Here is a 25428-nt window from a genome sequence, read left to right on the forward strand (position 1 = left end):
CGGTCAGGCGGACCGGGATGGGGTGGCCACCGAGCCGAAGTCGGCCGCGCACCGCCCCCTGCCCGACCGGCGAAGGGCCATGGGCATCGCGGTGGCGTCAGCCGGCCAGTGCGATCTGGGGATGAGGTCTCTCACCGGCCGTGCGTCACCGCGCACACGGCAAATTACGCAATTCCCTTAGATCAGCGGGTCCTGACGATGTGATCAGACGGGCGGCTAGGGCAGGCCGAACTCATCGGCCAGCAGGCTCTGCACGATCATCATCGCCGCCTGCGAGCCCGCGGCGATCACGCCCGCCAGGTGCGGCTGCTCGGTGCAGACGTCACCCGCCGCGAACACCCCGCCCGCGTCCGTTCGATGAATCTGGTCGACGGCAACGGCGTCCGCCGCTACCGGCCCAGGGCCGCACGTCGCGCCCAGCTGCTCGGCCAGCCGTGACCGCTGCCGCAGCGGCGCCTCCACCAGTAGCCCGTCGCGTGCCATCCGCGTGCCGTCGGCGAAGGAAATCTCGGTCAAATGACTGCCGTAGTCATGTAATTCGACGACCCGACGATCATCAACAATCACGTTGGCCGACCGCAGCACGTGCTCGTCGGCAGACGTTGGATCACTACGCCCGTCGGTCAACAACACGACGTCATCGGTCCACCCCCGCAGCATCAGCGCCGAATGCACCGCCTCATCCCCCGTGGCCAGCGACGCCAACCGCTGACCGCGCATCTCCCAGCCGTGGCAGAACGGGCACTGAAATACCGATGTCCCCCACAGCTCGGCCAGCCGGGCAGCTTGGGCGGGCAATACTGCATGCCGGTCGCCAGCAGCACCCGGTGCGCGTGGATATCCTCACCGCCATCCACCTCGAGCAGCAAGCCATTGTCGACACGGCGGCCACCGGCAACGTTGCCTCGCCGATACTCCACGCTCGGATACGACGACAACTCCTGTCGCCCGGCGGCATATAACTCTGCCGGCGGGCGCTGTCAGATCCCAGCAGCCCTCCGATAACCGGGGACACTTGGTTGCTCTGCGCCTCGGCGTCGATCACCACCGTTCGCCGACGCGCCCGGCCCAACACCAGCGCAGCACTCAGACCGGCCGGGCCACCCACTCCACACCCATGGGCTCCTTATTCCCCCCCACGGAACAGCCAAACCTCATGTGATCATCACCATCGGGTACCAGCGGGACGGCCCGCAGCCCCACGATGAGAACCGGGACACGGCGTTGTCCTGTCCGAGACCCTCTCCATCGGGTCAAGGCATCGCCCGAGAGAGCGCCGCGGAACCGACGACGACGCCGCTCGCTTTATCAAGGCTCCATTCGACTTATAACTAGCGACCTGATCGCTACGCGTACAACATCGGCGGCCGGCAGTGCTACACCGACTCAAGTCGACATCGCGATCAAGCACAGCTGAAGTTTGTCCAAAGGGCAGCGGTTGCGTTCGGAGGCTTCCCCTAAACCTCGATCCGTGGATGAGCTGGCGTAGTCGGGGTAGCGCTGGCCTGGATGGTGGTTTCTGGCTGTGAGCAGTGGGTATCTGCTGTCTGCCCAGCTTTTCCTGTGGTGTTCCGGTTTGGGCCTGTTCGGCGGTTGGTCAGGTGGTGACGGCGATGGGTGGGCTGAATCCGATCGTGTTGTGCCACAGAGTGGTCCACGCTGATGCCCAGGGCCAGTGGCTGGGCAGGTGCGGTACGGGTCTGCGTTGAGGCCGGGCGAGCCGGGCGGGGATGTTGACGATGCGCCGCCGCATGGTGGCCCCGCGGGCCACAGCATGACCGCCGCCGGCGAGCACGCCGACTGCGCGGAGCAGGTTGTGGGCGATGGCCGCGCACAGGATCCAGGCCGAATTCGCGCCAAAGCGCCCCGAGGGCATGTGGGCCAGGGGTCCGTCGATGAGGTCGGCGAACACGGTCTCGATGAGGGCGTGGCGGCGGTGGGTGATATCGGCGGCGTCGACTGGTTCGTCGGTGTCGGTGAAGAACGGGTGATACCGCCACACCGGGAACAGCGCATCGGGGTAGCGGGCGTCTTTGACTCGCCGCACGATCAACCCGGCGGTCACCGGGTTGGCGGTGGAACCGAATGCGGTGTAGGTGGTTTCAGCGACCTCGGCAGCAGAAATCCATCCTCCGGTGTCGGGGTCGCGGACCGCCCCGGGGTAGGACACCGGGGTCCACGCGGTCTCGGGAATCGCCGCGATCGCGGCAGCCACCGCACGGGACTTGGTCAGGACCAGAGAGAACCGGGCACCGGCACGTCGGCAGGCGGCCACCACGACACCGTTGCCGTAGGCCGAATCGCCACGCACCAGGATCTGGCCGGTGACTCTGGCGGCGCGGGCAGCGGCGACGGTTTGGGCGATTATGCGGGCTGCACCCTTACCGGAGTTGGTCTTGCCGGCACGCAGCCTGGCGCCGGCGATCACCGGCGCACCGGTCTCGGTGCTGATCGTGGCGACCAGCGCGGACAGCCCTTTGCGCAGGATCTGTTTCCCCGCGATCTTTGTGTGCCCGTAGCTGGCACCCTGTTTGGCGTGCCCGTAGACCGGGCGCAACAGCGAGTCGATATCGATGAACACCCGCCCATCGGCACCAGGCAACAGATCCACCCGCTGACAGAGGGCGGCCAGGTGCTCACGCAGCACCGACTCCAACTGGCGGGCATGGCCGAAGGTGAACTCCCGCAACAGCGTTCCGACCGTCGAGGGCGCGTACACACCGTCAAAGAGCGTCTTCATCCCACCGCTGCGGACCACATCCAGGTCATCGATACTGTCCGCGCCGACGCACATCCAGGCGATCACGGTCGTCAGCTTCGGCGATGGATTGGCCGATCCGGATGCGATCCTGGGTACCGCGATGTTGATCTTGTCCGCCAACAACTGTGGCAGTCGTGTCTGGGCGGCCAGCGTCATCACCGGCACCAACCCGGCACACGACACGAGATGATCATCGTCGAACACCGCCGACGCGGCGACGAAGTTGTGCGACACTTGCACCGGAAGTGCCTTTCCGAACTCGGGTGATTAATGCGTAAGGAACATCAATCATCCCAGTACAGAGGGCACTTTCCTCATATCAACACCCCAAACCCCACACAGTTCATCGGTGGATCGAGGCTAAAGCGCACTACGAGATGCTGCTGGAGAAGCACATCAACCCGACGTTCGGGAAGAAGGCTGTCCGATCCATCACGCGAGACATGGTGGACAAGTGGTATGCCGCGACGCTCGTTGGCAGCCCAACCCTTCGGGCGCATTCCTACTCGTTGATGCGCACCATCCTCGAGACAGCACGCGCTAAGCACCTCATTGACGCCAATCCATGCGCGATTGAGGGGGCCGGCTCCGTGAGTCGGAAAATCAAACCGCGGCCCCTCACTATCGAAGAGCTAGAGATTCTCATCGAAGAGATGCCTGACAACCTCAAAGCGATGACCCTGCTCGGGGTTTGGGGAGCTTTGCGGTTCGGAGAACTCGTAGAACTTCGCCGTGCAGATATCGACGGGGACGTCGTGAAAGTTCGCCGCGGAGCTGTACGTGTCAAAGGCGAATGGGTTGTCGGCCCACCCAAAAGCGATGCGGGCATACGCGACATCGTCATTCCCGCCCACATCCTTCCGGCGCTACAACACCACCTAAAAACACACACTGGGCCGGAGGCAGCCGCACTGCTGTTTCCCGGCAAGAACGGTAGGCACCTCCAGCCGTCAACCCTCTACCGACACTTCTACAAGGCGCGCACCAAGGCGAAGCGTCCCGATCTGCGCTGGCACGACACACGACATTCCGGTGCAGTCCTCGCCGCACGGACGGGCGCCACACTGGCCGAACTCATGTCCAGACTCGGACACTCCACCCCGGCCGCCGCGATGCGCTATCAACACGCCGCCGAAGCCAGAGATCGCGTCATCGCAGAGAAGATGGCCCAGCTCGCCGGGAAGTGAGTATGCCGCGACGAGCAAGATCCATCACGAGGTCATTGCGAAGAGCAAGAACGCCGTAGTTCCTCCGCGACGTGATCGGCGTGCAGGTCCTCGTGCAGGTCGACAACTTCCACCCCCTGAATGCCGTTCACGGCTTGTACTACATGTGTGCCGCCGAGGTGGGCATGTCATCGCCGCCCTGGTCAACCGCCTCGAGGATGAGATCCTCAAGCAGCCGAAGGCCCTTAAACCGCGCGGTTATCAGGTCGCCACCTGCAAGCAAATCCTCTTCCGCCCAGGCCCGCACGGCCGATTTGTGGCCCGCGTCACGCGGTCAGTGTCGCAAGTCGTGTTCAGAATCTTTAGTTCATGACTAGAACCTTTAATTCACACGGGATTCCGGGGCTTCCGGAACTCGTTACAAAGCAACAAGTTATGGCGTTGACCGGCTGGTCACATGTAACCGTGGATCGCCGTCTATCTGACGGCACTCTGGTGGGCTTTCGCCTGGGCCCGCGCGACATCCGTATCACGTTGGAGTCGGTGCAGTCCCTGTTGAAACCCCTTGCTGAGGCCCCCCGCTGGGAAACGGCTTTGACGCGGTCCGGCCCAACGGAGGCTGCATGACTCGGAAACGAAAAAGGCCGGCCCCGCCACAGGACCGGCCCCTTCGTAACACCAGCGATGCCTACGAGTTTAGCGCTGCGCCGCACGAACCGGCAACAGCAGAGGACCGCCACGAACAGAAGGTTCTCCACGAGGCCGCCAGGCTCGGCTACCGACTCGCTTGCCGTTGCTCACGGTGTGGGCAATGGGTCGTGGCGCCCAAATCAGTTCGCCTGCATATGGGTCCAGTGTGCCGCTCAAAGGCGGGGGGCACTGATGAAAGAAATTGAATCCCAACAGGTGGCGTTTTGGCCGGTTCACGAGTTCGTGCAGCGATACCTCGACACCGCCGGGCACTATCCAGCAGCTGGCACACCAGCATGGTGCGAATTGCCTACGGGCGACAGACGCAAGTGGGCCGCATTACTCGACTACGCTCAACACCACGCTCTGCGAGTGGAGATCTCTCAGGAACAGTACTGCGAAGCAGCACAGAAGATTTCGGCTGTATGCGACTGGGCGGCGGTAGCCCAGCGGATCAGACACCGTACCGAGTTTGAATCACAACACCCTTGGCTTGAACGAGGTGCAGCCTGATGTTAGATGTACCTGCAGAGCCCAAATTCACACTAACTAGATTGGCCGATGTTCAGCCCGAAAGGGTTTCGTGGCTCTGGCCTGGCTGGCTGCCTATGGGCAAGCTCGTCACGCTGGACGGGGATCCAGGACTCGGCAAGTCGACGCTCTCTGACGAATTCTCCGCTGTAGTCACCAGTGGCGGTAGGTGGCCAGACGGCACCACCTGCGATCACCAAGGCGCCGTTCTGCTGATGTCCGCCGAAGACGGATTAGCAGACACGGTGCGGCCCAGACTCGACGCCGCCGGGGCAGACGTCAACCAAGTGTTTGCGATCGAGGGTGTACCTGTCGATGACGAAGGAACCTTGCGGCCACCAACTCTGGGCGACGTGCAACTACTCGAGCGAGCGATTACCGAGTACTCAGCACGCCTACTGGTGGTCGATGTGATCATGGCCTATCTCCCGACCGGGACTGACGCGCATAAAGACCAGGACATCAGGCGGGTATTGAACCGCCTCTCATCCCTGGCTGACCGGACCGGCTGCACCGTTCTACTGTTGCGCCACCTGAACAAGGCCAAGGGCGCCGATCCGCTTTACCGCGGTGGTGGGTCCATTGGCATCGTCGGCGCCGCCCGCGGCGGCCTGTTAGTGGCATCCGATCCTGACGACCCCGAGCGCCGGGTGCTTGCGTCCGTCAAATCCAACCTGGGCACGACACCGAACTCGCTCGCGTACCGGCTCGTCGGCGCCGGGGATCACGGTGTCGCACGGGTGCAGTGGGAGGGCCACACAGACCACACGGCACTCAGCCTGCTGGCTGAACCGCACGACGACAGGGGTGCAACAACTGAGGCCGAGCAATGGTTGCACGACTACCTCACCGAGCAAGGCGCAGCATCATCCAAAGCGGCCAAGGCTGACGCGGCCAAGGCGGGCATCCGTGAGCGGACGCTGCAGCGCGCAGTGAAGTCATTGGGTGTGGTCATCGAGAGTCGTGGCTTCCCGCGGCTCACCTGGTGGCAGCTGCCCAGTCGCGCCAATTGCGCCACGGTCACCCCCGTCTCTCAAAACCTTGGCGCGACTGGCGCAACTGGCGACGACCTGCACAAACAGGATGGCGCGACTGAGCCAAATACACAGTCGCGCCAACTGCGTGAGACGGGCGCGACTGCACCAGGTGGTCTCACGGCCAGTACTCCGGGGCAGACCGACCGTGTGCTCCACGCGGTCTCCAACGCGCGTGGAGATCTCAACCTTCAGAAGGCCGAGATCTCGGTCTGCGTGTGTGGTGAAGCCCTACTGCCGGACAACGAAACTGCCCTCTGCGCAGAGTGCGCCTTCGTGGCGCGTCAGGATGCCGTAGCCAGTGCCCAGGCTCGTCTGAACGGGTCCACCTGATGAGCAGAACGGCTGTAGTTCGTGCGCGTCGGCAGCTTGCCGACGGGAAGCAATTGGTATGCGTGATGTGCCCCCTGTGCGACCACCGCCACTGGGTCCGCGCCGCGGCGATGGGCTTCTGTTCACGTCGTGACGGATCGTTCGCCATCGCGGGAGGCGGGAAGCGATGAGCGATTGGGCCTCCTTAGCCGCAGCCCTTGCCGCCCTGCCGGATCTAAGCGGCGCGAAGTGTCTCAACAGGTGGCAGATATTCGACGAGATCGACAACCCCGAAATCACCGAGTACGCCAGCCATTTGTGTCACAGCTGCCCTGTCCTGGATGCGTGCGAAGCGTGGGTTCAGGGACTGCCGCGTAACAGAAGGCCCCGCGGCGTTGTCGGCGGCTGCGTGTACGGCAAGCAAGACAAGGCGGCAGCGTGAAGGCCACACAGTGGCAGATCGAGTGGGCGGTACGCGGGCTCTGGCAGAACATCGAACTGTCGAAACTCCTAGGCATCCGGGTACGGCGTGAACTCCGTGACGTCTGTCAGCAACTCGACGATCTCCTCATGTTCGCCGACGAACATGAATCCGATTGTGGTGCGGAAAGATTAGAGCCGGACTTGATGGGCTCGAAAGCGGTAGCCGCCGAACTACGTTGCACTCCAGAGCATGTGGGGCGCATCGCAAAGGACATTGGCGGCCTGCTAGTCGAAGGGCATTGGGTCTTTCGCCGACACGACGTCAGCGAATATAAGGCTTGGAAGGCGACACTAGATGACTGCGGTTGAGGTATTTGAGCTCGCTGTTTCGTGCTACCTGCGCGAATTGGACGAAGCCGAGTACGCAGCCCTCGTGCGGCGCGTGAGGCCGCCGAAGGATCAGTGCTACCCCGCGAAGCGCCGAAGGGGCCGTAGTACGGCCGTCGATGTGAAGAACGTTGGCTAGCAGCGCCCAGCGACAACCCGCGAAATAACTTGAGCAACCCAGAACCTCATCGGAAGGAACGCAAAGTGCCGGATTATGAAGTCCTCAATGGAGTCGGGTGGACACCGTCCGCGGAAGAACGTGGCTATCGGCCACCCGCACCACCGGAGCCGCCGTTCCAGCCCCCACAAGTCACTGTCCGCGCCGTGAAGGTGGACGGCAGCATTGTTGAGCAAGCCCACGCCGCCTTCAGCCACGCGAAGGACGCGTTCGAAAAGTTCCTCGACGGCATTCCGCGAGAACACTATTCGCCAGAGGGCCTGACCGCGCAGATCGCAAAATTCAGTGACACCGAAGCCGCCAAAGCAGTCGACACCGCATTGGCCAACGTTCGCGCTCGGGCAGACCAGGCGGCCGCCCAGGTCGACAGGATCCGCGCCGGCCTGTCGCCGAACGGCGACGTCGCGGCCGAACTCCGCGCTGGTCGCTACTGGGACCGTACAAAAGCCGTGCTCGACAGCGCCAAGGAAGGTGCTTTCGGTAAAGCGCAAAAGCTCATCGCTGACGCCGACGGCGAACAACTCGGCACACTCCTGCAAGAACTGCCGGCCTACCTGGCGGCACACGGACATCCATCGGATTGGATCGACACCGCCGTCGGGCAAGTCGTACCCGAATACGCCCAGGCCGCAAAGAGGCTGAAGAAGGCAAAGCAAGCCGCCATCATCGCCGAGTTCAACGCCCGGAGCCTGCGCGCATCGTTCGGCAAGGGCCTCGCAACCACCGTCATCACCGACGCACGCGGATACGACCCTGACGCCGCCTAATCCTGGTGTCCGCCGTGGGCGCTCCCCACGTCTCGGACGGGCGCAGCACGCAGGCATCAACGGCGCAGTCGCCAACCAGGCCGGCCTCCAAGCCGTGGCGACTGCGCCACCCAACCAAACAAAAGTAGGAGACACCCGTGATCCGCACCGCCATAGTCGCAGCCGGCGTCACCGTCGGCATCGTCCTGACACCCGGTTCTGCTGCAGCGAACATGTGCGACAAGCACGGCACCGGCCCTGGCCAGATCTACATCCACGCCTGCGCCACAGGTAACGGCGGAGCCGGCCCACTCGTCGCTGTCTGGCATGAGGAGACGGGCAACTATCGCATCATGCGGCAAAGCGCTGTCGCGGACTGGAAGAAGAAGATCGAGGAGGAACGCCGCCGTGCCTCCGCCGAGGACAGTTCAGACCCAGATACGGAGAACTGAGGAATGCGTGCACCCACCCCGCCAGGACCCCTGCGCCCGGGCTCGCGGAAGCCCCGGTAGGTGCTGCGGAAAATGATCTCTGCAATGCAGAACGGAGAAAAAGTGACGAACTCGCAGGTCACTGATTCGTCGGGTGCGGCCCTTGTGGCGCGTCTTCGTGAAGAGATGGATGCCGAGGAGTTGGAGCCTGACGCGAAAGAAGTTGAGTTGCTGTCGATAGCGGAGGCTTTGCAGGACCGCATTGTCGAGTTGGAGGGGCTCATCGATTCGGAGGGGTTGAGCAACACGTCGAAGTCGGGTGTTGTGCATCTGAATCCGGCTGTGGGTGAGGCGACGCAGACCCGTGCTGCTTTGGCTCGGGTGATCTCCGGGATTCAGTTGCGCGATGACGGCAAGGATCCTGTCAAGCAGCGGGCGGCGAATTCGCGTTGGCGTCCTCATAACGAGGCCAAGGGGCGGAGCTAGATGGCTAGGCGGAAGGGCTCGGCGGGCAGCCGGCGGGTTCATGTGCCGGGTGTCTGGTCTGGGGTGATCCGGGAGATGCGGGACAGGGAGTCGACGTCTATCGTCTGATGTCTGGATGATCCGCGGTTGCTGCTGGCGCTCGACACCGCTGAGCAATCGAGGCTGGGCGCGCGCGTTCGAAATGATGCTGAACGGGACTTCGCGGAACGATTGGCGGCCGCGGCCTCTGTGTCGGTCGCCAAGGCTATGCTGCGGGCGCAACGACTCGGTGTTCCAAAAGATGTACTGACGGGGTTACTCCGAGACCGGTCGATTATGAATGTCTTAGTGTTTCCAGACGACACCATGGAGCCGGGAACTCTAGAAATGAATTTGCTGTGACTTTCAACAATGAAGGGCTTCTGGCCCAAAACAGCCACGGAGGGGCGGCTCAACCTGAGAGTATCAGTGCGAATCGCAAGTTTGTATTCGCAAGGAGAGAACTCGAGTGCCTGCCGGTTCGTTGCTATCAGCGTACGCATACCACGTCTGGCGTGTTCCCACTGAATGAGTCCAGCAAGTTCTAGAGTCCTGTGGCCCGATGTCGGGCCAGAAGGGACGATGAAACGTATGGCTGGTCGGAAGCGGCATTCCGCGGAGGACATCGTGCGCAAATTGCGCCGTGCGGATGAGCTGACCGCGGAGGGCAAGACCGGCGAGGAGATCGCCGCTGAGCTTGAGGTGTCGGCGGCGACGTTGTACAACTGGCGCCGCGCCTACGGCGGGATGGACACCGACGCCGCCAAGGAACTCAAAGAACTGCGTGAGCAGAACGCCCGACTCAAGCGGCTGCTGGCCGAAGCCGAGCTGGTCAAAGACGCCCTGCGGGAGGTCGCCAAGGGAAAATTCTGAGCCCAACTGCCAAGCGCCGCGCCGTCGACATGCTCACCACCACGTTGGGTATGTCGGAACGGTTGGCGTGCAAAGCCGTTGGGCTAGCCCGCTCCACCTGCCGCCGCCTTCCTCAGGCGCAGACCCCCGCTGATCCCGACACCGAAATGCGGGCCTGGCTTCGCGCCTACGCCACCAAACATCCCTGTCACGGGTTCCGCCGTGCCTGGGCGGCATTGCGTTACGACGAGCGCCGTGAGGTCAACAAGAAGAAGATCCATCGACTGTGGCGCGAGGAGGGCCTGCAGGTGCGGGTGCACAGTCCGCGTAAGCGGGCCGGGGTGTCGTCGATCCCGCCGGTCGAGGCCGACGCCGCGAACGTGGTGTGGGCGATCGACTTCCAGTTCGACTCGACCATCGATGGCAAGGCGATCAAGATCGCCTCGATGATCGACGAACACACCCGGGTCTCGCTGCTCGATATCGTGGAACGGTCGATCACCGCCGACAGACTGGTCGACGAGCTCAAGAAGGTATTCGTGGCGGCGGGCGGGCCGCCGAAGGTGTTGCGGATGGACAACGGGCCGGAGTTCATTTCTCAAGCGCTGCAACAGTTCTGCGACGGCAAGACGGGCATGTCGTATATCCCGCCGGGAACGCCGTGGAACAACGGACACATCGAATCGTTCAACAACCGACTACGCAAGGAGTGCCTCAACCGCAACCACTGGAACACCCTGCTCGAGGCCCGGGTGGTCATCGGCGACTTCAAGGAGGAACACAACCACCGACACCGCCACTCGGCGCTGGGCTACCGCACGCCGGCTGAGTACGCTGCGGTCTGCAGGTGCACCCACACCCCGGTGGCCTGCAGCATCAACTGAATCTGGATCAAACCAACCCGACTCTAGAAACGGGTGGACTAAGAAACGGGGACTCGCCACCCCTTGCCGAAATCGAAGACCAGGTAGCGGGACGGGTGATCACGTTCTTCCGTGACGACTTACCAATCGTGCGAGAGCGAGTCGAGTCAAGGTTTGGGCCTGTGGAATACATTGCGAAAGAGCCCGAGGAGCCAGACGAGTTCGGTTACGAGTCTGACCACTACATATTCGTAATACCGGAGCACTTGAAGCCTGACGGTTGGGATCTCCAATCGGCACATGCCGACGACGTTCGAACTTCAGCTACGTACGCTTTTCATGCACGCTTGGGCGGAGCCGCAACACGATGTCGGTTACAAGCCTGCCGAAGGTCCGGATGTCGATCGACAGTCAAAGAGGGAGCTTGCGTGGGTCGCCGCCTCGGCGTGGGGCGCGGATCGCATGTTGAACGACGTAGCGAACCGCCTTGGAGCGTTTTAGAACTCTGGCTTCTGCTCAACTGTCGACTTGGCCACCGACCGACAAGCCACGGACAACGCGGTGGGGCGTGTCGGCGCTAAAAGCCCGGCCAGTCGGGTGGCAGATCGAACAGCGCAGGCCCGGAGACAGATGCTTCTGCGGCGGGGAACACTTCGCCTGTGTCGCGCGCGGTGCGCGCTTCAAAGGGAAGTTGTGCCCCCAGTGGCATTTCCGCCCACGGATTGATCCATAGCTTCGGCACTGCAGTGCACACTCTCCACGGGTAAATGTTCTCGCCGTGCAGTACTGCAGACACTCGCGAGCCCCGGATCGGTGGTCCTTGGCGCCAGTATCCATCGCGCCGCCTTACCCACCGAACGGACTGAGGATCTCCTTGGTAATACTCGACCGCAATCGAGCCGAAGAGGGCTTCTGCTACTTCAGTTTCCTCGATGAATCCAGAAGTGTTCAAGATGGCGAGGACCAACGGTTTGTCCGGCAGGCCGTAACGTCCGCCCTTGCGCCTCACTATGCTGCGCACACGCTGCGTCTCGTTGTTGATGAATGCCTCTGACACTGGGTAGATGCCGAGGATGCGGCCCTTCTCGCCTCGGTGCTCAGGCTCCACCGGCCAGGCACTGTATTCGAGTTGCCAGCCTCTAATATCGAGAACTAGTTCGGGTACACCTTTGCCGCTAGCGATTTCGGTAGAGACAGAGTTCGCATCCAGTGATGAGAGCCAGTTTTCCAGCGGCCTTACGATTTCCGACGCCTTTGGGCGTTCAGTCCCGGATCGTCGGATCTCGAGGTCGACGAAAAAATCTGGATTCTTCGCTTGGTTAGTAGCTTCGAAGATCCATGCCTGCTGACCGGATGAGCGTTTGCCTGATCCCGTAACTGCGAAGGAAACAGCGCACTCGATATACGCGCTCGCTTGTCCGCGGCTGACGAGGAAGTCGGGCTGTCGGCTGGTATTCGGCAGTTCCGGGTGGGTAGTGACTGAATAGCCAAGGCGTCGATAGAGGGTGTAGATGTATAGCTCCCACCACGCGCCGTAATGCTGTCCGGCGCCAGGCTCGCGGAAGCGACTTCTCAGATCTGTTTTCGATGATTCTGGGTATTCGCCGTACCAAGCTTCCAAGAGTCGGCGGACCTTTGCCCATTGCGGACGGGCGACCCTGTTCAAGAAGTGAAACGAATCTTCGGTGTCGTAAGCCGGTGCGGGGTCAGTCCGCTCGATGTCGTCAAATAGGCGGGGGCGTTCACGCTTTGAGGTTAGAGATGCGCACGGCCGCTGGCCCATCGAGACACGCGCAATCAGCATTCAACGGCGGCCCGTAAAGCACCGCGATCGCACGTCTAGCATCCGCCCATGTGACATGTCCGTGGCCAGGACATGCCGGGTGTCCAACTTAGACTTGGTTCGGGCGGAGCACACCTAGGCGTTGAGAAGCGAATACTCCGCTATTGTGGGCTCGTCTACAGGGGACTGTCCGGCTCGATGGGAATTCCCGCCGCTTTGAGAAGGCGCTGCGCGTGCTGCCTCGCTTCCTGCGTCTCGTGGACCTTCTCGCGAAGTGCCACAGGTAGAAATTCGGGCCCCTTTGGGGCCTTGACTCTCTTGGCGAAGCGTTCGAGCTCGCCGACCCTGACTACAACAATTCCTAGATCGTCGAGCGCATCAAGTAGTGCGGAAGCTGCCGCTGGGTCGGACCTGAATGCGCGGTCCCCGTACTCCTTCAGTTCACTCCACTTGGTTTTCGGGATCTTGACCGCATCTGCGAGTCTTGCCGCGAGATCTTCGGTGACGATCTCCGTGTCCTCGGTTCGACTAAACACCTCGGCGATCTTCCGCTTCACACGCTCGACCCGAAGCGGCCGCGGTGTGCCCATGAACTCGCTCGTGGCCCGCCTATATAGACCTTCAATGTGATCCCAAATGCCCCCGTGTGCCTCAACTAGGGTGCGAATTCTGGCCTCATTGTTGAGGATGTCCAGATCTGGACAGCCCACCGTGCGAACCCCAAGTTTGATAAGGCGGTCGGCGATCGGCGCAATGTTTTGCTTGCCATTGCTGCCTAGGAACATCAGGTTATGAGCGGGAGGCCGGGGTGTCGCTGCTTCCTGCGCCGAGTCTATAGCGGCCGCGTAGAAGCGGGAGTCGCGATCGTTCTCCGTGACAACGACAGCGCGATGGAACAGTCCGTTGAGCGCATCGCCATAGCGTAGCGTCGCGTCCCTCCACAGCTGTGTGATGTCCTCGGCCGCGAGATGCTTTGCTGTCGTGGTGTTTTCAACGCGATTCAGATGGATGATCGACAACGGCGCATCGCTTTCCACGAGACCCTGAAGAACGTTTTTGTCGTGTGTTGCGACGATTATCTGAGCGCGATTCGCCTTCGCGAGTGAACCCATCTCGGAGCCGATCAACTTGGCTTGCGGCGGGTGTAGGAAGGCTTCCGGCTCGTCGATCAGCGTCAGGGGGTACTCATTTGTGATGAGCGGGATGATGACGCCGAGTGCCGACTTGATCCCGTCGCCCTGGTCGGCCAATCGCGGCAGCTTCTGAACGGCTCTCGTGTAGTGCTTGTCCACCACGTTGACTCGCGGGGGCTCGACTGCGGGATCGCCCACGCGGAAACCGACATTGGTGCTCACTGCGTCAAAGTGCAGGACGATGTCGAACATCCGCTCCGCGAACCGCTGCACTTTTTCGCGTTTGGCGAGGTCACCGTAAAGAATCTGGGACGGATGTTGCGGCGTCGCGTCTGGATCATCAAGCCGGCCCATGGGGTCACAGTTACTGATCCGGTTCATGGGACTTTGGTTGGAGATGAACCAGGGGGCGAGACCGCCCGGGCCGGATAGCTTTCGCGTTTCCGCTGCGTTGTCGAGCGGCATCCGATTAATCGCTCCGCTTCGGCGCACATGCGGGGGGCCGTTCGTCTCGTCGATCTGTCCATTGATGACGAGCCAGGCTCGCAGGTCGGCGAGGGATCCCGACCAAGGTTCGGAGAGCTCTGTTACGACGACTGGCGTCAGCGGTTCTTGGAGTTTGTTGGTCGACAGGCGCTTGTAGATCTGTTCAAGCAGCGTTGACTTCCCGACATTGTTCGCGCCAACGATCGCGATAACGCTGCCCGCTCCCGGCAGTTCTATTAGGTTTCCGTCACCGATTCGGATACCGGTGATCGCAAAGCCGAAATTTGTTGCGTCTCCGCCTTCGAGTGGACCCCAATCCTTCGATGAGTCACGGATAGTCATGCATCACCATGCCGTCGGCTCGATGAGATCGCGCGAGTGCCGGACCGTCGATACATGTGCAATGTGCAGTTGAGCGGCAGCGCATGAAGTATCTCATCGCACTGCCGCCGACATCATTAATTGAGTCGTTCACGAACTGCGTCCATGCAGCCAGCCTCATAATCATCGCGATCAACTTCATCGGAGGACAGTTCGATTTGGCCGCCGTGAATTCCTTCAGACGCCACGGTACTGCTTCGTGCTCCACACTCGAACTCGAAATCACCTGGCGTGGGCGGCAATTGGCCGCCACGTCGGACTGCCGCACCCGCGATGTCGTTACCCCATTCTTGCCCCAGACGATACGATATTCCGTCCTTATCAACACTGTCGGTGCTGGAGATTGCGACGACCACGACGACCCCAATCAGTGCGCCGATCACACCGACCGCAGCCCATGCGTTTTTACGCTTCCAAGTAGCGCGGTTATTAGGGCGTACCGGAGGCCGTTGTGCCCAGTCGCTGTTGGTATTGGGCTGCTGATGTGCTGTCCACTGTTGGCCGTCCCAGTATCGGTGTCCTCCGCAAGCACCTGGATCCGGATACCATCCTGGCGGCGTATGCAGCGGCCCTGTAATCGCCCGTTCTTCCCCCGGATCCATGAGGGCAGCGTACGGCGGCGTTTTCCTGATCGCAGGCGGTTTATCCGCTCGACCGTTACCGCCGCAGAGGCCGATGCTTTCTTGGTCATCACGTGCGGGTAGGCAGACCTCGGAGGCGCCTATCACGAGGGCAGGCGTCGGCTCGCTGCCTATGTTGAGCGAGGGCGCGTAAACCGTGGTCGTCTATCGACGAGACAGAAGCCTGCGTTGACTGGTGGTATCCGGTGTTGCCCGAGGAGATTGCTTAGGCGACTCGACCAACGAGGTCACTTGAAGACTGCGGCGCCCCCGCGCTTCTCGCCCTTCTTGCGGCCAGGCCCATGGTCATGGTCTGCGACGATGTATCCCCATCGTTGGTCCCATAGTGAATTGTCGGCTCTTCGACTCCCTTTTTGACGATGAGTTGGCCGCTGTCGGTGTATCGGTACGTCGCGTCGTCCGAGTAATCGTGGACACCGTTTTGGGTGTGATCGTCGCCCGACATGTACTGCAGATGGATGGTAAACGCCATAGCTGGAGCCTGCCATGAAGGCGGCTTCGAAAGCCTGGATCGACCACAGCGTGTCGCCGTCGAGTCAAAACTCAGAGGGATGCGGTGGATATACGCACGGTGGCCGGCCCATCCAGCACTGTGCAGTGCGTGTTTAACGGCGGCCCGTACAACACCTGATCGCATGTGACGCATCGCCACGTGACGTGACCACCGCCTCCGTGGCCGAGACATGCGGCGTGACCTACCTGCACTTGTTTGGAGCCAAGGGGATGGCCGTTCACGCAGCGGGACGGGGCCTTCGTGATCCATTGCCCGCGAGCCGTCTGCACCAGTTCGCCCAACACTCTTACAGCCTAAGCGCGGCCGGAGACGGGATTAGGCGGGCAGCGCGACGAGATCGCTAGCTACATCGACCCGTAGGCCCTTCCACGACGGATGCCGAAGCGTCGACCGATTCATCTCGCGGTACTCGACGTCTCCGACGAGCACAGGCTCAACCCAGCTCGCATAGGGCGCGATGTCCGAGGGGGTAGCCGCGAAGGGGGAGGTGCTGCGGCGAAAGGGTGTCAGGGCTGACGTAAGGCGTCGTCGCTCAATACCGCTGAGGCCGGCGCCGACAGCTCCACAGAACGTTAGGGAACCATCTGTGGTGTGGGCGCCGACGAGGACCGCTCCCACGGTGTGTCGATTGATCCCCATGCCGGGGAGCCAGCCGCCAATCACGAATTCGCTTCGCTTGCGGTGGGGTGTCTTGATCCAGTCCCGTGAGCGCAGCCCGGGGGTGTAGGGGGAGTCCATGTGCTTACAGACGATGCCTTCAAGCCCCAGTTCTGCTGACGCTGCGAGCACCACTGCGGGATCCGCTCCGGCCCAGTTTGCCGGGAATTGGACGACGCCAACGTCGGTGGACGCGACCTCCTCCAGAAGAGCGCGGCGTGCCGAGTAAGGCTCGCGGATGAGGTCGCGGCCGTCGGCTTGAAGGACGTCGAAGACGAAGTATCGAACAGGCACCCGCCGCAGCAATGCAGCCCGGGGCCGGCGATTTTGCGGCCACCGCTGCTGCAAACGGCTGAACGAAGGAACACCCGACTCGTCGAGCGCCACGATCTCCCCGTCAAGAACCAGGCTGCGATCTGACCGTGCAAGTGCGGTGGTGATCTCAGGAAACGTGCGAGTAATGTCGACGCCATTGCGGCTCAGGAGCGCCACGGTGCCGCGGTCCACCACCGCAAGGCCACGTTGCCCGTCGTACTTCGCTTCCACAGCGAAATCCGCGAACCGTACCGGCGGCCTGCCGAGAGTAGCCAACATCGGGCTGATGGAGCGAGCATTCATCTGACGCGCAGTCTAGTTACCTCAGCCCAAGGGGAATCACCAGATCGTGTAGCCGTCCGCGCCCTGTTCGGCCGCTTGTTCGCGCGCCTCCTGGCGGTGCTTAATGGCCCTGCGCTCCCTGCGCGAGCCATACCTCAGTAAGAATGCGTCACGTTGGCGCTCGTTCATGTCCGCCGTCCGGCGGGCGATGATGGCCTTCCGCACCTTCCTCGGTCCATATGCGAGGAGAAACTCATCCTCTTCCCGCTGGCTGAAGCCAGCCATGTCAGTCGATTCATCCCCCCAGAATCGATCTGTCAACGACCATGCAGTCTCCTGGTCCCAGGGCTGCCTTGGGGAGTCCTCCGGCTTCTTCATCTGCCCCCTCGTTCGCGGCGGGGTCCAGCGCGATACACGCCAGAGCTGACAACGACAATCAGAAGTCGCCGTCGTGGCGTCTGACCTGGACGCATACAGAAAATGTACGTTGTTATCCGCCTGCGGTACACGGGCCGAAGTGCTGCGAAATGGGTTCGGCTAGCCACCTTTGGGGATCTAGGCAGCGGGCCGATGGAGGGAACTTCAGGTTAAGGCGGACGCAGGCCTGTTCTATGCAGAAAACTAGAGTGGCCGCGGTCTGCCTAGCTGTTCGACGGTCGCGAAACGTTTGTCGCCGTGGATGCAGCGCACATAACCGAAAGTAGCGATCTTGACGGTCACTGCCTGCAGCCAAAGCATGACGTGGGTAGTGCAGGCGGAGACACGTTCGCAGCCGTGGACGTCGACTAGCCAGGCCGAGGGCTCGCCGCACTTGTGAACACTCTCGCAGGGGACTTCGTCTCCCCACGCGGCGATGATGTCCTCGAAGCTGATCGTGGAACTGAAGTTACCGGGTGTGGGGGTGCTGGTCATTGCCCAGCCTCGTCGAGGATCTCGCAGGTATCAGCGAGGTTCTGCGGCATCGCCGCGAGCCGGCGCGCATACCGCGGCGTGAAGTCCGCTCCAATGCTCTCGACGGAGGGATGAAGCTGTAGGAGAGCGCTGCGCCCCATTTTGCCGTCCGAATACTGCACACCGCGGATGGCCACCGTTACGTCGCTGACTTCCAGTGGAGGGTGAAGGAAGAACCGACCGCGGTCGTGCCCTTCTCCCTCCCACTCTTCGACACGTACGGCGCCAGTAGGCATCGGCACGTTGGGTGTGGCGGTCATCGCGTAACCCACCCGTCAACCTCGGCTGCCGACTCAAGGAGAAGCCCGCCGCCAACTCGCGGGCCTGGTCGCTCTGTTAAGCGGTCGGCTCTCGCCGAGGTCGTAGACATAGATGTAGGGGGCTTCGATTGCCCCGCCGTCGATACTGCCGTCGGCCCACTGGACCGCGGACGTCGACACCCTCACGGGGTGATCTGTGACGGTTCGGTCAGTGCTGAAGACGATTCGGTAAGGCTGCGGGTCGTCGTCCTGCCACTCGTCGTGTGTTGTGGCACCGAACGGGGTTGCGCCGTCAGGGATTGCGGTGGTCATGTTCGTCCTTCCTGGTCTTCAGGAAGTCCGCTCCAGCGACTGTGGTGCGTATGTGGTGCACCGCTGTCTAGCTGCTCTAGATACACCGTTTGAAGTGCAAGTTAATGGTGCGCGATACTGGGATTGAATCAGTTATCGCGAGCGTCGTCCTTACGCTGCTACCGAATGGTTGCCGCGCTACGCAACACGAGCTCGTCGATTGACCTCTCATGAACCACTCCGGGCTGCCTCCTCTCCCCTCCCCTGTCTGTGTGCCGGCGTTCTGCGAACAGAGGTCGCCGACAAGGCGCCAACGCTGACCGCGCCCGAAGTGGGAGGGCTCGCACCCTTTATGGGTTGACTGCTATTTCCCTGGATTGAGCAACCGGCTGTCAATGACTGTGCTCCACAGCGCATTCGCATGCCGTTAAGCTAGTTTGCGTCAACCTAACGCGAGAGGCGCTGTCCACAGGCGATTAGCATTAGTGATAATTGTCCGTTCTCAGTGAACTTGGCGCTTACCGCATCAAACCTGGCGAACGACGGATTGTGCGCTGAGTCTCGGTCAATTTGGCGGTCGTCGCGCCCGTGAAGGAAACCCATGCTGCGACGTGGCGTCAGAGTGCCCCGAAGGTCGGGCGCAGTACTGTTATTGCTCATGCGGCTGGGCAGGCTCTTGCAGCCCGAGCAGGGCTACCGCTACGTTATCCAGGACGCCGACGACCTACTGGGACCTGCACCGTGCGCCGTGTGATGCCGGTCTTCACCGTGTCCGACGTCGATGCGGCGCGCGATGCCTACGTGCAGGTGTTCGGACTTCGCGAAGTGATGAACCTTGGTTGGATCGCCACGCTGGCCGACGACGACCTCCGCCACCAGTTCAGCTTGATGACAAAGGACGCGACAGCGCCCGTTAACTCGATGGTGTCCATCGAGGTCGATGACGTGGACTCCGCCTACCAAGCCGCCGTCGACACCGGGTTGCAGATCGTGCATCCGCTGAGCAACGAGGACTGGGGCGTCCGACGGTTTTTCTTCGCCGATGCGGCCGCCAACGTCGTCAACGTGCTGACCCATCAGCGAGATCTGCAGCGCGAGCAGACCAATCATCCGCGGCTCCCCTATGGCTCAGATTCGCGCTCGACCCATGGTGTGCACCTGCGTGTCGTTCGCCTATTTTGCCCTTTTGGGCGAGGTAGAAGGCGATACCTCTGACCGCGGCGTCGGCATATCGCTGTCGGCCTTCCGGGGTCTCTGCCTGCGCTGCATCGCCGGCATTATTCAAGTTGGCCACCTCGACACGGATCGCCGGATACTGGGCGAGGTTCAAGAGCGCCAAATCACTTCGGCCATCCAGACCATTGCCGCCATTGGCGGCCGGAATAATGACTTCTCTAACTGGTCCCTCATCGCGTTGGCGAGTTCAGCTGTGCTGCTTTGCAGATTGTTGTCGAGCGTCAGCGAAGGGTAGACAACTGTGAATCCGCGTTCTGACGACGCAGGTCGTCGTCGATCACTGTCCAGTATCGGGTGGCCCGAGGGAAGCCTCACAGGGAATGGTCGCAACTCTCTGCCTCCGACGCCGATTTTGACTGCCAGAACACGACAGCCACCTGACCGAAACGGGTAGAGAACCCGTTGCCTGCCGAATAGGAGGGTCGCCTATCGCAACACTCAGCATCACCGATCAGACGCGGAGGGAAGCCCGGAAGTCCCATCCGAAACTACGGAACGACCGCACCGGACCGCCGGTCTCGTCGACCACCCGCGGCAGCCGCCGCCACGGCACCCGCGCGCCTCCCCGGACGCGGTCACGAACACCGCAGCGTCGTTGCTAGCCTCGCCCCATGACCGACAGGGACACCCAGCAGCTGATCATCGAGGACCTGGAGGTCGTCGCCGACTTCGACGCCGTCTGCGAGACCGAGCGCCGCATCCGTTTCCTCGCGGAGTCCGTGCAGCACACCAGCACCCAGGGCCTGGTGCTCGGCATCTCTGGTGGCGTCGACTCCACGGTGGCCGGACGCCTGTGCCAGCTGGCGTGCGAGCGGGTGCGAGCCGAGGGCGGCGATGCCGCGTTCGTGGCGATTCGGCTGCCGTACGGCCTCCAGAAGGACGAGGCGGACGCCAACCAGGCCATGGCGGCGATCGCGGCCGACGAGGTGTACACGCTCAACATCAAGGGCGCTGTCGACGGCATCTGGGACGCCTGCCGGGCGCCGGCATCTCGATCGCCGACGAGCGGGACGACTTCGTCAAGGGCAACGTCAAGGCGCGCGAGCGAATGATCGCCCAATACTCCGTCGCCGGGGCCCGCAACATGCTCGTCGTCGGCACGGACCACGCGGCAGAGGCGGTCGTCGGCTTCTTCACCAAGTACGGCGACGGCGCCGCCGACCTCACCCCGCTCTACGGCCTCCCGAAGCGCCGGGTCCGCGACATCGGCCAGCACCTTGGCATCCCGGAGAACCTCATCGTGAAAGTGCCCACCGCCGACCTGGAGGAGGACACGCCGCTCATCCCCGACGAGCTGGCCCTCGGTGTTCGCTACGCCGTCGTCGACGACTACCTCGAGGGCGGCGACGTCGACCCTGCCGACGAGGCGACGATCCTGGGCTGGTACCGGCGCACCGGACACAAGCGGGCGCTGCCCGTCACCCCGGCCGGCTGGGAGGTCTCGCGAGGCACCTGATTCGACGTCAATGAGGAAAACAGACCCACTCGACATTCGTCTCGCGGTATCCCAACAGAATTGGCGAACACAGCCGCGCGCAGTAAGAATCGAAGATGACACGCTTGCATTTGGACACCACCGCAGCCATCCAGTCCGGAGGCAAATCCGTCAACTCGGTTCTCAGCTGGCGTCGGGCGGAGCCGAAATGAGCAACGGACGACGGGTGATGGTGGTAGCGGCAGCGGCAGGCATCGGCCTGGCCATCGCAAGGCGTTCGCCGCCAACGGCGATCGGGTCCGTCGGCAAGCACCAAATCGGCCCCGGAGAATCCCGCTACCGCGACACGATGCACGGCGAATGCATGTGATCAATTGGGCAACCACTCTTAGAGCTAGTGTTCGGAACCCAATGGGAGAACACATTGTCGTTAATCAGCGTGCTGCACAATGTATTTCGTCGATGAGAGTGGTCGCGACCGCGGCGCACCAGGAGCCGAGGACCTCCTCGTCTTGCTCGGGGGTGGGGTCCACTAGGCCGCTGCTACCAGCGACGAAGAGACGCGGGGGTCGTGTACGCAATGCCAGGTCGGCGAGAAGATTAGGGAGCTCACCGTGGTCTTGGACCTCGCAGACGGTGACCCCGCTGTGCGTGCGAGAACTACTCGCCGCGGGCGCTCCATCCACGGACGCGACGTCTCCGGCCCCAAACAGCTCGGCCTGCTCCGCCGCATCGAAAACCTCTACACCCGGCTCCCCGAGCACCATGAGCGCCTGCAACGCGAACAGCAAGCCGGGGAGACGCTCATAGGTGGGGCGGAGCAGATCTCCCCACTCCCAATACCTACTGACTCGACTGGGGAGATCACCGGTTGAGGCAACCAGATGTCCTCGATATCAGATACGGGTCGTCGTCGAGGGTGCGCAGGCGCAGCAGGTGTAGGACATCGTTGCCGGGACAAAGCGCGGTGGCGACCTCGGCGGGCGGCGTGATGCGTTCCGCCCGAGAATACGGCCAGCCGGCATCCGGTCACCGGCCCGGAAGAATCGCGCGGTTCGCGAAGCACAACACCGTGGCGACCGTGCCCAGGATGAGGGTTGCTACCCATGGTGAATGGAACTTCGGGTGCACCCCGGCCCAGCGCGGCGTTCACTACGTCCGGCCACGGCGGTCGCGCACACTCGACCACAGAATCTGGGCGAACTGCAGCATGATTGCCCGTTGGGCGGGGCTCACGTTGGGTTTGACGTTCCGCTGTTCGGTAAGCCCCCTGTGTTCGGTAAACCCCCATGTAGGAGGCGAGGCCATGGCAGCTGGGGTATTGACGAGATGGTTCCGTGGACCGACGACGTCGCTGGATGACCAGATCGAAAGCTTCGCCACCGAACGTGTCCCTGGTAACCTCCGCTGGCCGATTCCGGCGATCAGCATGGTCCTGCTCGGCAACGCCACGGCCATGTTCTTCTTCTCATTCGGCGCGCAACAGACCTTCCTGGTCGGCTGGCCGTGGCTGCTGATTCCCATTGGCTACTTCTTCATCGGCGCCGTGCTGGTCGGCATGCTGACTATGCGCGTCGCGTCCGGCGAAGGGCTGTCTCAGAACCTGCTTAGCCGCGGCCTCGGGTTCGGCAGCCGAGGCGCCGCCGTTACGTCGTTCATTTACGCGGTGAACTACATCTACTACTTCCTGTTCGAGGGAACGATCGTCTCGCACGCCATCGCGATCTACTTCGACATCCCGATCAACTCCGTTCGCGGCATCGTGATCTTCGCCTTGGTCGGCTTGTTCACCATTGTCTTTGTCTGGCGAGGCATGCACGCCATGTCGTTCCTGCAGTCGTGGGGCTTCCCGATCTTCCTCGTTCTGCTCGCGTGGGCGCTGATCGAACTGGCGGCCAACCACGACCCGGTCGGAGTGCTGGGGTGGGACGCGACAGGCCCGGTCACGATGGCCGCCATGCTCAGCGCCTTGAGCTTGGCCAACGGGCAGATGATTTTTCAGGGATTGATGGCGACGGATTACGGCAGATTCGCCGACCGCCAGATCCGTTACCGCGGCACGGCCACGATCATGCTGCTCGAACTGATTCCGATGTTCACGGTGATCTTTCTCGGCTGCTTCATCGGCGCGACGCTTTACCACGAACTGACCGGGCCCGATGCGCAGTCCAACGCTCAAGATCCCGGGTTCATGTTTGTCCACATCATGGGCCTGGCCGGGGTGTTCTTCGTGCTTATCACCCAGATCCGGATCAACGTCATGAACCTCTACTCGGGCTCCATCGCGCTCGCCAGTGGCTTCGAGGTAGCGGCGCATTTCAAACCCGGACGGCCGTGGTGGATGTTCCTGGTCTGGTTCTTCGGCGTCGTCTTCTACGCCACCAACGTGATCAACCACCTCGGAACGTTCCTGGCCATTACCGGGGTGCTGACCAACACCTGGGTGCTGATCATCCTTGCGGACTACTTCATCTGCCGGCGCATGATGAAGCTGGGCCGCACGGAGGACATCGAATTCCACGAGTCCGACGTCAGACGGTGGAATCCCTGCGGCCTGCTGTCGCTGGGCATCGCGGTCGCTGTCGGCGCGCTGGGCATCTTGGAGGTCTATCCAATCTACCTGGCCTCGTTCGTGGCGATGATTTTGGGACCGATTCTGCATGTGATGATCACCAAATTCACCGGCGGGCGGTACTACTCGCGCCCGGCCACCGCCGAGGAGGGTGTCCGGTGAAGCCAGACGCTGTGTGGCCGTGGAGTTGTGACACCTTCGCCGTGCGCCCGACCACCGACGCGCGGACCATACTTGGCAAGAACAGCGACAGGCCGGCACGAGAATGCCAGCCGTTACGTCGGGTGCCCGCCCGCCCAGCCGGCACGACCCAGCATCTCGCCTACGTCGACATCGACGACACCGTGGAGACCCTTGCGCATTTGGGCTCGTCTCCGTATTGGTGTTGGGGACACGAGATGGGCCTCAACGCCGCGGGTGTGGCGATCGGCAACGAAGCGCTCTTCACCCGCGACCTCGCCACCAACGTCATGCGGGCCGAGGCCGGTGACGAGCCGCGGCCGGGCATCCTGGGCATGGAATTGGTCAGGCTCGCCCTGGAACGCGCCCCGACCTCACACGACGCCGTTGCGGTGATGGCCGATCTCGTCGAGCAGTACGGTCAGTGGGGGGAAGGTACCCGCGGCGCCAGCCGCGCCGGAGCCGCCTACGACAACGCCTATCTGATCGCCGACCCTCGCCAGGTGTGGGTTTTCGAGACGAGTGGATCGCGCTGGGCGGCACGTCAAGTCGTGGAGCCGTCGTGGTCGCTGTCCAACGAGGCGACGATCCGCGGCGACTGGGACGAGTGCGCCGGCGATCTGCGCCGCCACGCCGATGCCCACGGTTGGACGGTCGGACCCGACAAGCTCGATTTCGCTGCGACATTCTTGGATCCCAAAGTGCCGCTGCAGGTTTCCCACATTCGGCTGCAGCGGTCGCGTCAGCTGCTTGACGACACACTCAAGGCGCACGGCCGGGTGCGGTTTGGTGACGCGCGCCGGGTGCTCAGCGACCACTACGAGGACACTTTCCTGGCCGGTCCCTTGTTCAACCCGGCGCGGCCCGATTTCCTCACGCTGTGCATGCATGACCACCCCGCCGGGTTCACCTGGGGCAACACCGCGGCCTCGATGGTCGCCGTCCTTCCCGAGGCTGCAGAGCCCTTCATGTGGTGGGCCGCGGCCACTCCGTGCACCAGCGTCTATCTCCCGGTCTCGGTGATGGCGCCCGATCTGCCGGCAGTTCTGGCCAAGGCAGGCACGCAACATGGCGCCGGACCGAACCCCGAAGGTGCGGCGGCCGACACGTTTTCGACGGACTCCTATTGGTGGATGTTTCAGCGGCTGTTGGAAACCGTCGCAGGAGACGATCTGGGCAGCGCCTACCTCGAGCGGCAGCCCGTTGTCCGGCGGCGATTCGACCCACTCCAGCAGCGGTGGTCCGACGAGGTCAACATCAGAGCCACCGACGCCAGCGCGCAGGATTGGCTGGAGTTGACCACACGCTGCACCAATGAGGCCCTACAGGTGGCGCGCGAGCTGGTCGCAAACTTCAATGGCAGTGCATAGGCGGCCCTTGGCTCACCACCGCTATTGAATGTCGGCACGTCGATCCGTGCGCGAACCGACTAT

Annotated in this window: 26 protein-coding genes and 2 pseudogenes; 17 read left to right on the top strand and 11 right to left on the bottom strand. The window is 62.5% G+C overall.

Annotated features, from left to right (window positions below; genetic code table 11):
• Positions 1-216: 216 nt before the first annotated feature.
• Both ACVWWN_RS01470 and ACVWWN_RS01475 read right to left on the bottom strand, forming a co-directional pair.
• Positions 217-1108, bottom strand: a pseudogene (locus ACVWWN_RS01470) (NAD(P)/FAD-dependent oxidoreductase).
• 489 nt (positions 1109-1597) lie between these two features.
• Positions 1598-3001 (bottom strand): IS1380 family transposase, encoded by a 1404-nt coding sequence (locus ACVWWN_RS01475; protein WP_457142275.1) that lies wholly within the window; start codon positions 2999-3001, stop codon positions 1598-1600.
• A gap of 137 nt (positions 3002-3138) precedes the next feature.
• On the opposite strand from ACVWWN_RS01475, the gene ACVWWN_RS01480 reads away from it, so the two are divergent.
• The 10 genes from ACVWWN_RS01480 to ACVWWN_RS01525 all read left to right on the top strand — a co-directional run bounded on the left by ACVWWN_RS01480 (position 3139) and on the right by ACVWWN_RS01525 (position 10899).
• Positions 3139-3948: a tyrosine-type recombinase/integrase gene (locus ACVWWN_RS01480; protein ID WP_457142276.1), complete on the top strand. Its 810-nt coding sequence runs from the start codon at positions 3139-3141 to the stop codon at positions 3946-3948.
• An 861-nt stretch (positions 3949-4809) separates the two neighbouring features.
• Entirely contained in the window at positions 4810-5130 is a 321-nt protein-coding gene (locus tag ACVWWN_RS01485) for a DUF2742 domain-containing protein (protein WP_457142277.1), read from the top strand.
• Positions 5130-6515: an AAA family ATPase gene (locus tag ACVWWN_RS01490; protein ID WP_457142278.1), complete on the top strand. Its 1386-nt coding sequence runs from the start codon at positions 5130-5132 to the stop codon at positions 6513-6515. Before ACVWWN_RS01485 ends, ACVWWN_RS01490 begins: the two co-directional genes overlap by 1 nt.
• Positions 6516-6681: 166 nt before the next feature.
• Positions 6682-6936 carry a WhiB family transcriptional regulator gene (locus ACVWWN_RS01495; RefSeq protein ID WP_457142279.1) on the top strand — a complete coding sequence of 85 codons (255 nt, stop codon included), beginning with the start codon at positions 6682-6684 and terminating at the stop codon, positions 6934-6936.
• Entirely contained in the window at positions 6933-7286 is a 354-nt protein-coding gene (locus ACVWWN_RS01500) for a hypothetical protein (RefSeq protein WP_457142280.1), read from the top strand. Before ACVWWN_RS01495 ends, ACVWWN_RS01500 begins: the two co-directional genes overlap by 4 nt.
• 222 nt (positions 7287-7508) lie before the next feature.
• Positions 7509-8249 (top strand): hypothetical protein, encoded by a 741-nt coding sequence (locus tag ACVWWN_RS01505; protein ID WP_457142281.1) that lies wholly within the window; start codon positions 7509-7511, stop codon positions 8247-8249.
• Positions 8250-8386: 137 nt separating this feature from the next.
• On the top strand, positions 8387-8680 hold the full coding sequence (locus ACVWWN_RS01510) for a hypothetical protein (protein ID WP_457142282.1): 294 nt from the start codon (positions 8387-8389) through the stop codon (positions 8678-8680).
• An 84-nt stretch (positions 8681-8764) separates the two neighbouring features.
• On the top strand, positions 8765-9145 hold the full coding sequence (locus ACVWWN_RS01515; protein ID WP_457142283.1) for a hypothetical protein: 381 nt from the start codon (positions 8765-8767) through the stop codon (positions 9143-9145).
• Positions 9146-9271: 126 nt separating this feature from the next.
• Positions 9272-9526: a hypothetical protein gene (locus ACVWWN_RS01520; RefSeq protein ID WP_457142284.1), complete on the top strand. Its 255-nt coding sequence runs from the start codon at positions 9272-9274 to the stop codon at positions 9524-9526.
• A gap of 228 nt (positions 9527-9754) precedes the next feature.
• Positions 9755-10899 (top strand): IS3 family transposase gene (locus tag ACVWWN_RS01525; protein WP_457142205.1). Its coding sequence is split into 2 segments (ribosomal slippage): positions 9755-10022 and positions 10022-10899, totalling 1146 coding nucleotides; the frame shifts between segments, so codons are not numbered across the junction.
• A gap of 556 nt (positions 10900-11455) precedes the next feature.
• Here the strand turns inward: ACVWWN_RS01525 and ACVWWN_RS01530 are convergent.
• The 9 genes from ACVWWN_RS01530 to ACVWWN_RS01570 form a co-directional block, all read right to left on the bottom strand.
• Positions 11456-12499, bottom strand: a complete 1044-nt coding sequence (locus tag ACVWWN_RS01530) for a hypothetical protein (protein ID WP_457142285.1) — start codon at positions 12497-12499, stop codon at positions 11456-11458.
• A 338-nt stretch (positions 12500-12837) separates the two neighbouring features.
• Positions 12838-14622, bottom strand: a complete 1785-nt coding sequence (locus tag ACVWWN_RS01535; protein WP_457142286.1) for an AAA family ATPase — start codon at positions 14620-14622, stop codon at positions 12838-12840.
• A 116-nt stretch (positions 14623-14738) separates the two neighbouring features.
• The gene (locus tag ACVWWN_RS01540; protein WP_457142287.1) at positions 14739-15263 is read right to left on the bottom strand and encodes a DUF2510 domain-containing protein; all 525 of its coding nucleotides are present in this window, start codon (positions 15261-15263) and stop codon (positions 14739-14741) included.
• Positions 15264-15507: 244 nt separating this feature from the next.
• Entirely contained in the window at positions 15508-15774 is a 267-nt protein-coding gene (locus ACVWWN_RS01545; protein WP_457142288.1) for a hypothetical protein, read from the bottom strand.
• A gap of 357 nt (positions 15775-16131) precedes the next feature.
• Positions 16132-17091, bottom strand: coding sequence for a non-homologous end-joining DNA ligase (gene ligD / locus ACVWWN_RS01550; RefSeq protein WP_457142289.1), 960 nt, complete (start codon positions 17089-17091; stop codon positions 16132-16134).
• Between the two features lie 36 nt (positions 17092-17127).
• Positions 17128-17448, bottom strand: coding sequence for a hypothetical protein (locus tag ACVWWN_RS01555; RefSeq protein ID WP_457142290.1), 321 nt, complete (start codon positions 17446-17448; stop codon positions 17128-17130).
• 243 nt (positions 17449-17691) lie between these two features.
• Complete coding sequence (locus ACVWWN_RS01560) at positions 17692-17982, bottom strand: hypothetical protein (protein WP_457142291.1); 291 nt, start codon at positions 17980-17982, stop codon at positions 17692-17694.
• A complete protein-coding gene (locus tag ACVWWN_RS01565; protein WP_457142292.1) occupies positions 17979-18281 on the bottom strand; it encodes a hypothetical protein in 303 nt (100 codons plus the stop codon). Before ACVWWN_RS01565 ends, ACVWWN_RS01560 begins: the two co-directional genes overlap by 4 nt.
• A 33-nt stretch (positions 18282-18314) precedes the next feature.
• Positions 18315-18593, bottom strand: coding sequence for a hypothetical protein (locus ACVWWN_RS01570; protein WP_457142293.1), 279 nt, complete (start codon positions 18591-18593; stop codon positions 18315-18317).
• A 732-nt stretch (positions 18594-19325) separates the two neighbouring features.
• Here ACVWWN_RS01570 and ACVWWN_RS01575 point away from each other — a divergent pair.
• From ACVWWN_RS01575 to ACVWWN_RS01605, 7 genes and pseudogenes are all read left to right on the top strand, one after another.
• The gene (locus tag ACVWWN_RS01575) at positions 19326-19787 is read left to right on the top strand and encodes a VOC family protein (RefSeq protein WP_457142294.1); all 462 of its coding nucleotides are present in this window, start codon (positions 19326-19328) and stop codon (positions 19785-19787) included.
• A complete protein-coding gene (locus ACVWWN_RS01580) occupies positions 19759-20043 on the top strand; it encodes a hypothetical protein (RefSeq protein ID WP_457142295.1) in 285 nt (94 codons plus the stop codon). The genes ACVWWN_RS01575 and ACVWWN_RS01580 overlap by 29 nt, the downstream gene beginning before the upstream one ends.
• A 376-nt stretch (positions 20044-20419) precedes the next feature.
• Positions 20420-21264 (top strand): annotated as a pseudogene (nadE, locus tag ACVWWN_RS01585) (ammonia-dependent NAD(+) synthetase).
• Positions 21265-21451: 187 nt separating this feature from the next.
• Complete coding sequence (locus ACVWWN_RS01590; protein ID WP_457142296.1) at positions 21452-21613, top strand: hypothetical protein; 162 nt, start codon at positions 21452-21454, stop codon at positions 21611-21613.
• Between the two features lie 244 nt (positions 21614-21857).
• Positions 21858-22118: a hypothetical protein gene (locus ACVWWN_RS01595; protein WP_457142297.1), complete on the top strand. Its 261-nt coding sequence runs from the start codon at positions 21858-21860 to the stop codon at positions 22116-22118.
• 431 nt (positions 22119-22549) lie between these two features.
• Entirely contained in the window at positions 22550-23977 is a 1428-nt protein-coding gene (locus ACVWWN_RS01600; RefSeq protein ID WP_457142298.1) for a purine-cytosine permease family protein, read from the top strand.
• Complete coding sequence (locus ACVWWN_RS01605; RefSeq protein WP_457142299.1) at positions 23974-25365, top strand: hypothetical protein; 1392 nt, start codon at positions 23974-23976, stop codon at positions 25363-25365. The genes ACVWWN_RS01600 and ACVWWN_RS01605 overlap by 4 nt, the downstream gene beginning before the upstream one ends.
• Positions 25366-25428: the final 63 nt, after the last annotated feature.

This window comes from Mycobacterium sp. URHB0021, from assembly GCF_054057895.1.

What these genes read in the sequence shown, in the direction of transcription:
- ACVWWN_RS01540 (WP_457142287.1), bottom strand. Translation starts at nt 15,263, where the DNA reads ATGGATCCGGGGGAAGAACGGGCGATTACAGGGCCGCTGCATACGCCG.
- ACVWWN_RS01495 (WP_457142279.1), top strand. Translation starts at nt 6,682, where the DNA reads ATGAGCGATTGGGCCTCCTTAGCCGCAGCCCTTGCCGCCCTGCCGGAT.
- ACVWWN_RS01490 (WP_457142278.1), top strand. Translation starts at nt 5,130, where the DNA reads ATGTTAGATGTACCTGCAGAGCCCAAATTCACACTAACTAGATTGGCC.
- ACVWWN_RS01570 (WP_457142293.1), bottom strand. Translation starts at nt 18,593, where the DNA reads ATGACCACCGCAATCCCTGACGGCGCAACCCCGTTCGGTGCCACAACA.
- ACVWWN_RS01515 (WP_457142283.1), top strand. Translation starts at nt 8,765, where the DNA reads ATGCAGAACGGAGAAAAAGTGACGAACTCGCAGGTCACTGATTCGTCG.
- ACVWWN_RS01590 (WP_457142296.1), top strand. Translation starts at nt 21,452, where the DNA reads ATGAGCAACGGACGACGGGTGATGGTGGTAGCGGCAGCGGCAGGCATC.
- ligD (WP_457142289.1), bottom strand. Translation starts at nt 17,091, where the DNA reads ATGAATGCTCGCTCCATCAGCCCGATGTTGGCTACTCTCGGCAGGCCG.
- ACVWWN_RS01535 (WP_457142286.1), bottom strand. Translation starts at nt 14,622, where the DNA reads ATGACTATCCGTGACTCATCGAAGGATTGGGGTCCACTCGAAGGCGGA.
- ACVWWN_RS01560 (WP_457142291.1), bottom strand. Translation starts at nt 17,982, where the DNA reads ATGACCAGCACCCCCACACCCGGTAACTTCAGTTCCACGATCAGCTTC.
- ACVWWN_RS01565 (WP_457142292.1), bottom strand. Translation starts at nt 18,281, where the DNA reads ATGACCGCCACACCCAACGTGCCGATGCCTACTGGCGCCGTACGTGTC.
- ACVWWN_RS01555 (WP_457142290.1), bottom strand. Translation starts at nt 17,448, where the DNA reads ATGAAGAAGCCGGAGGACTCCCCAAGGCAGCCCTGGGACCAGGAGACT.
- ACVWWN_RS01545 (WP_457142288.1), bottom strand. Translation starts at nt 15,774, where the DNA reads ATGGCGTTTACCATCCATCTGCAGTACATGTCGGGCGACGATCACACC.
- ACVWWN_RS01485 (WP_457142277.1), top strand. Translation starts at nt 4,810, where the DNA reads ATGAAAGAAATTGAATCCCAACAGGTGGCGTTTTGGCCGGTTCACGAG.
- ACVWWN_RS01600 (WP_457142298.1), top strand. Translation starts at nt 22,550, where the DNA reads ATGGCAGCTGGGGTATTGACGAGATGGTTCCGTGGACCGACGACGTCG.
- ACVWWN_RS01575 (WP_457142294.1), top strand. Translation starts at nt 19,326, where the DNA reads ATGCCGGTCTTCACCGTGTCCGACGTCGATGCGGCGCGCGATGCCTAC.
- ACVWWN_RS01480 (WP_457142276.1), top strand. Translation starts at nt 3,139, where the DNA reads ATGCTGCTGGAGAAGCACATCAACCCGACGTTCGGGAAGAAGGCTGTC.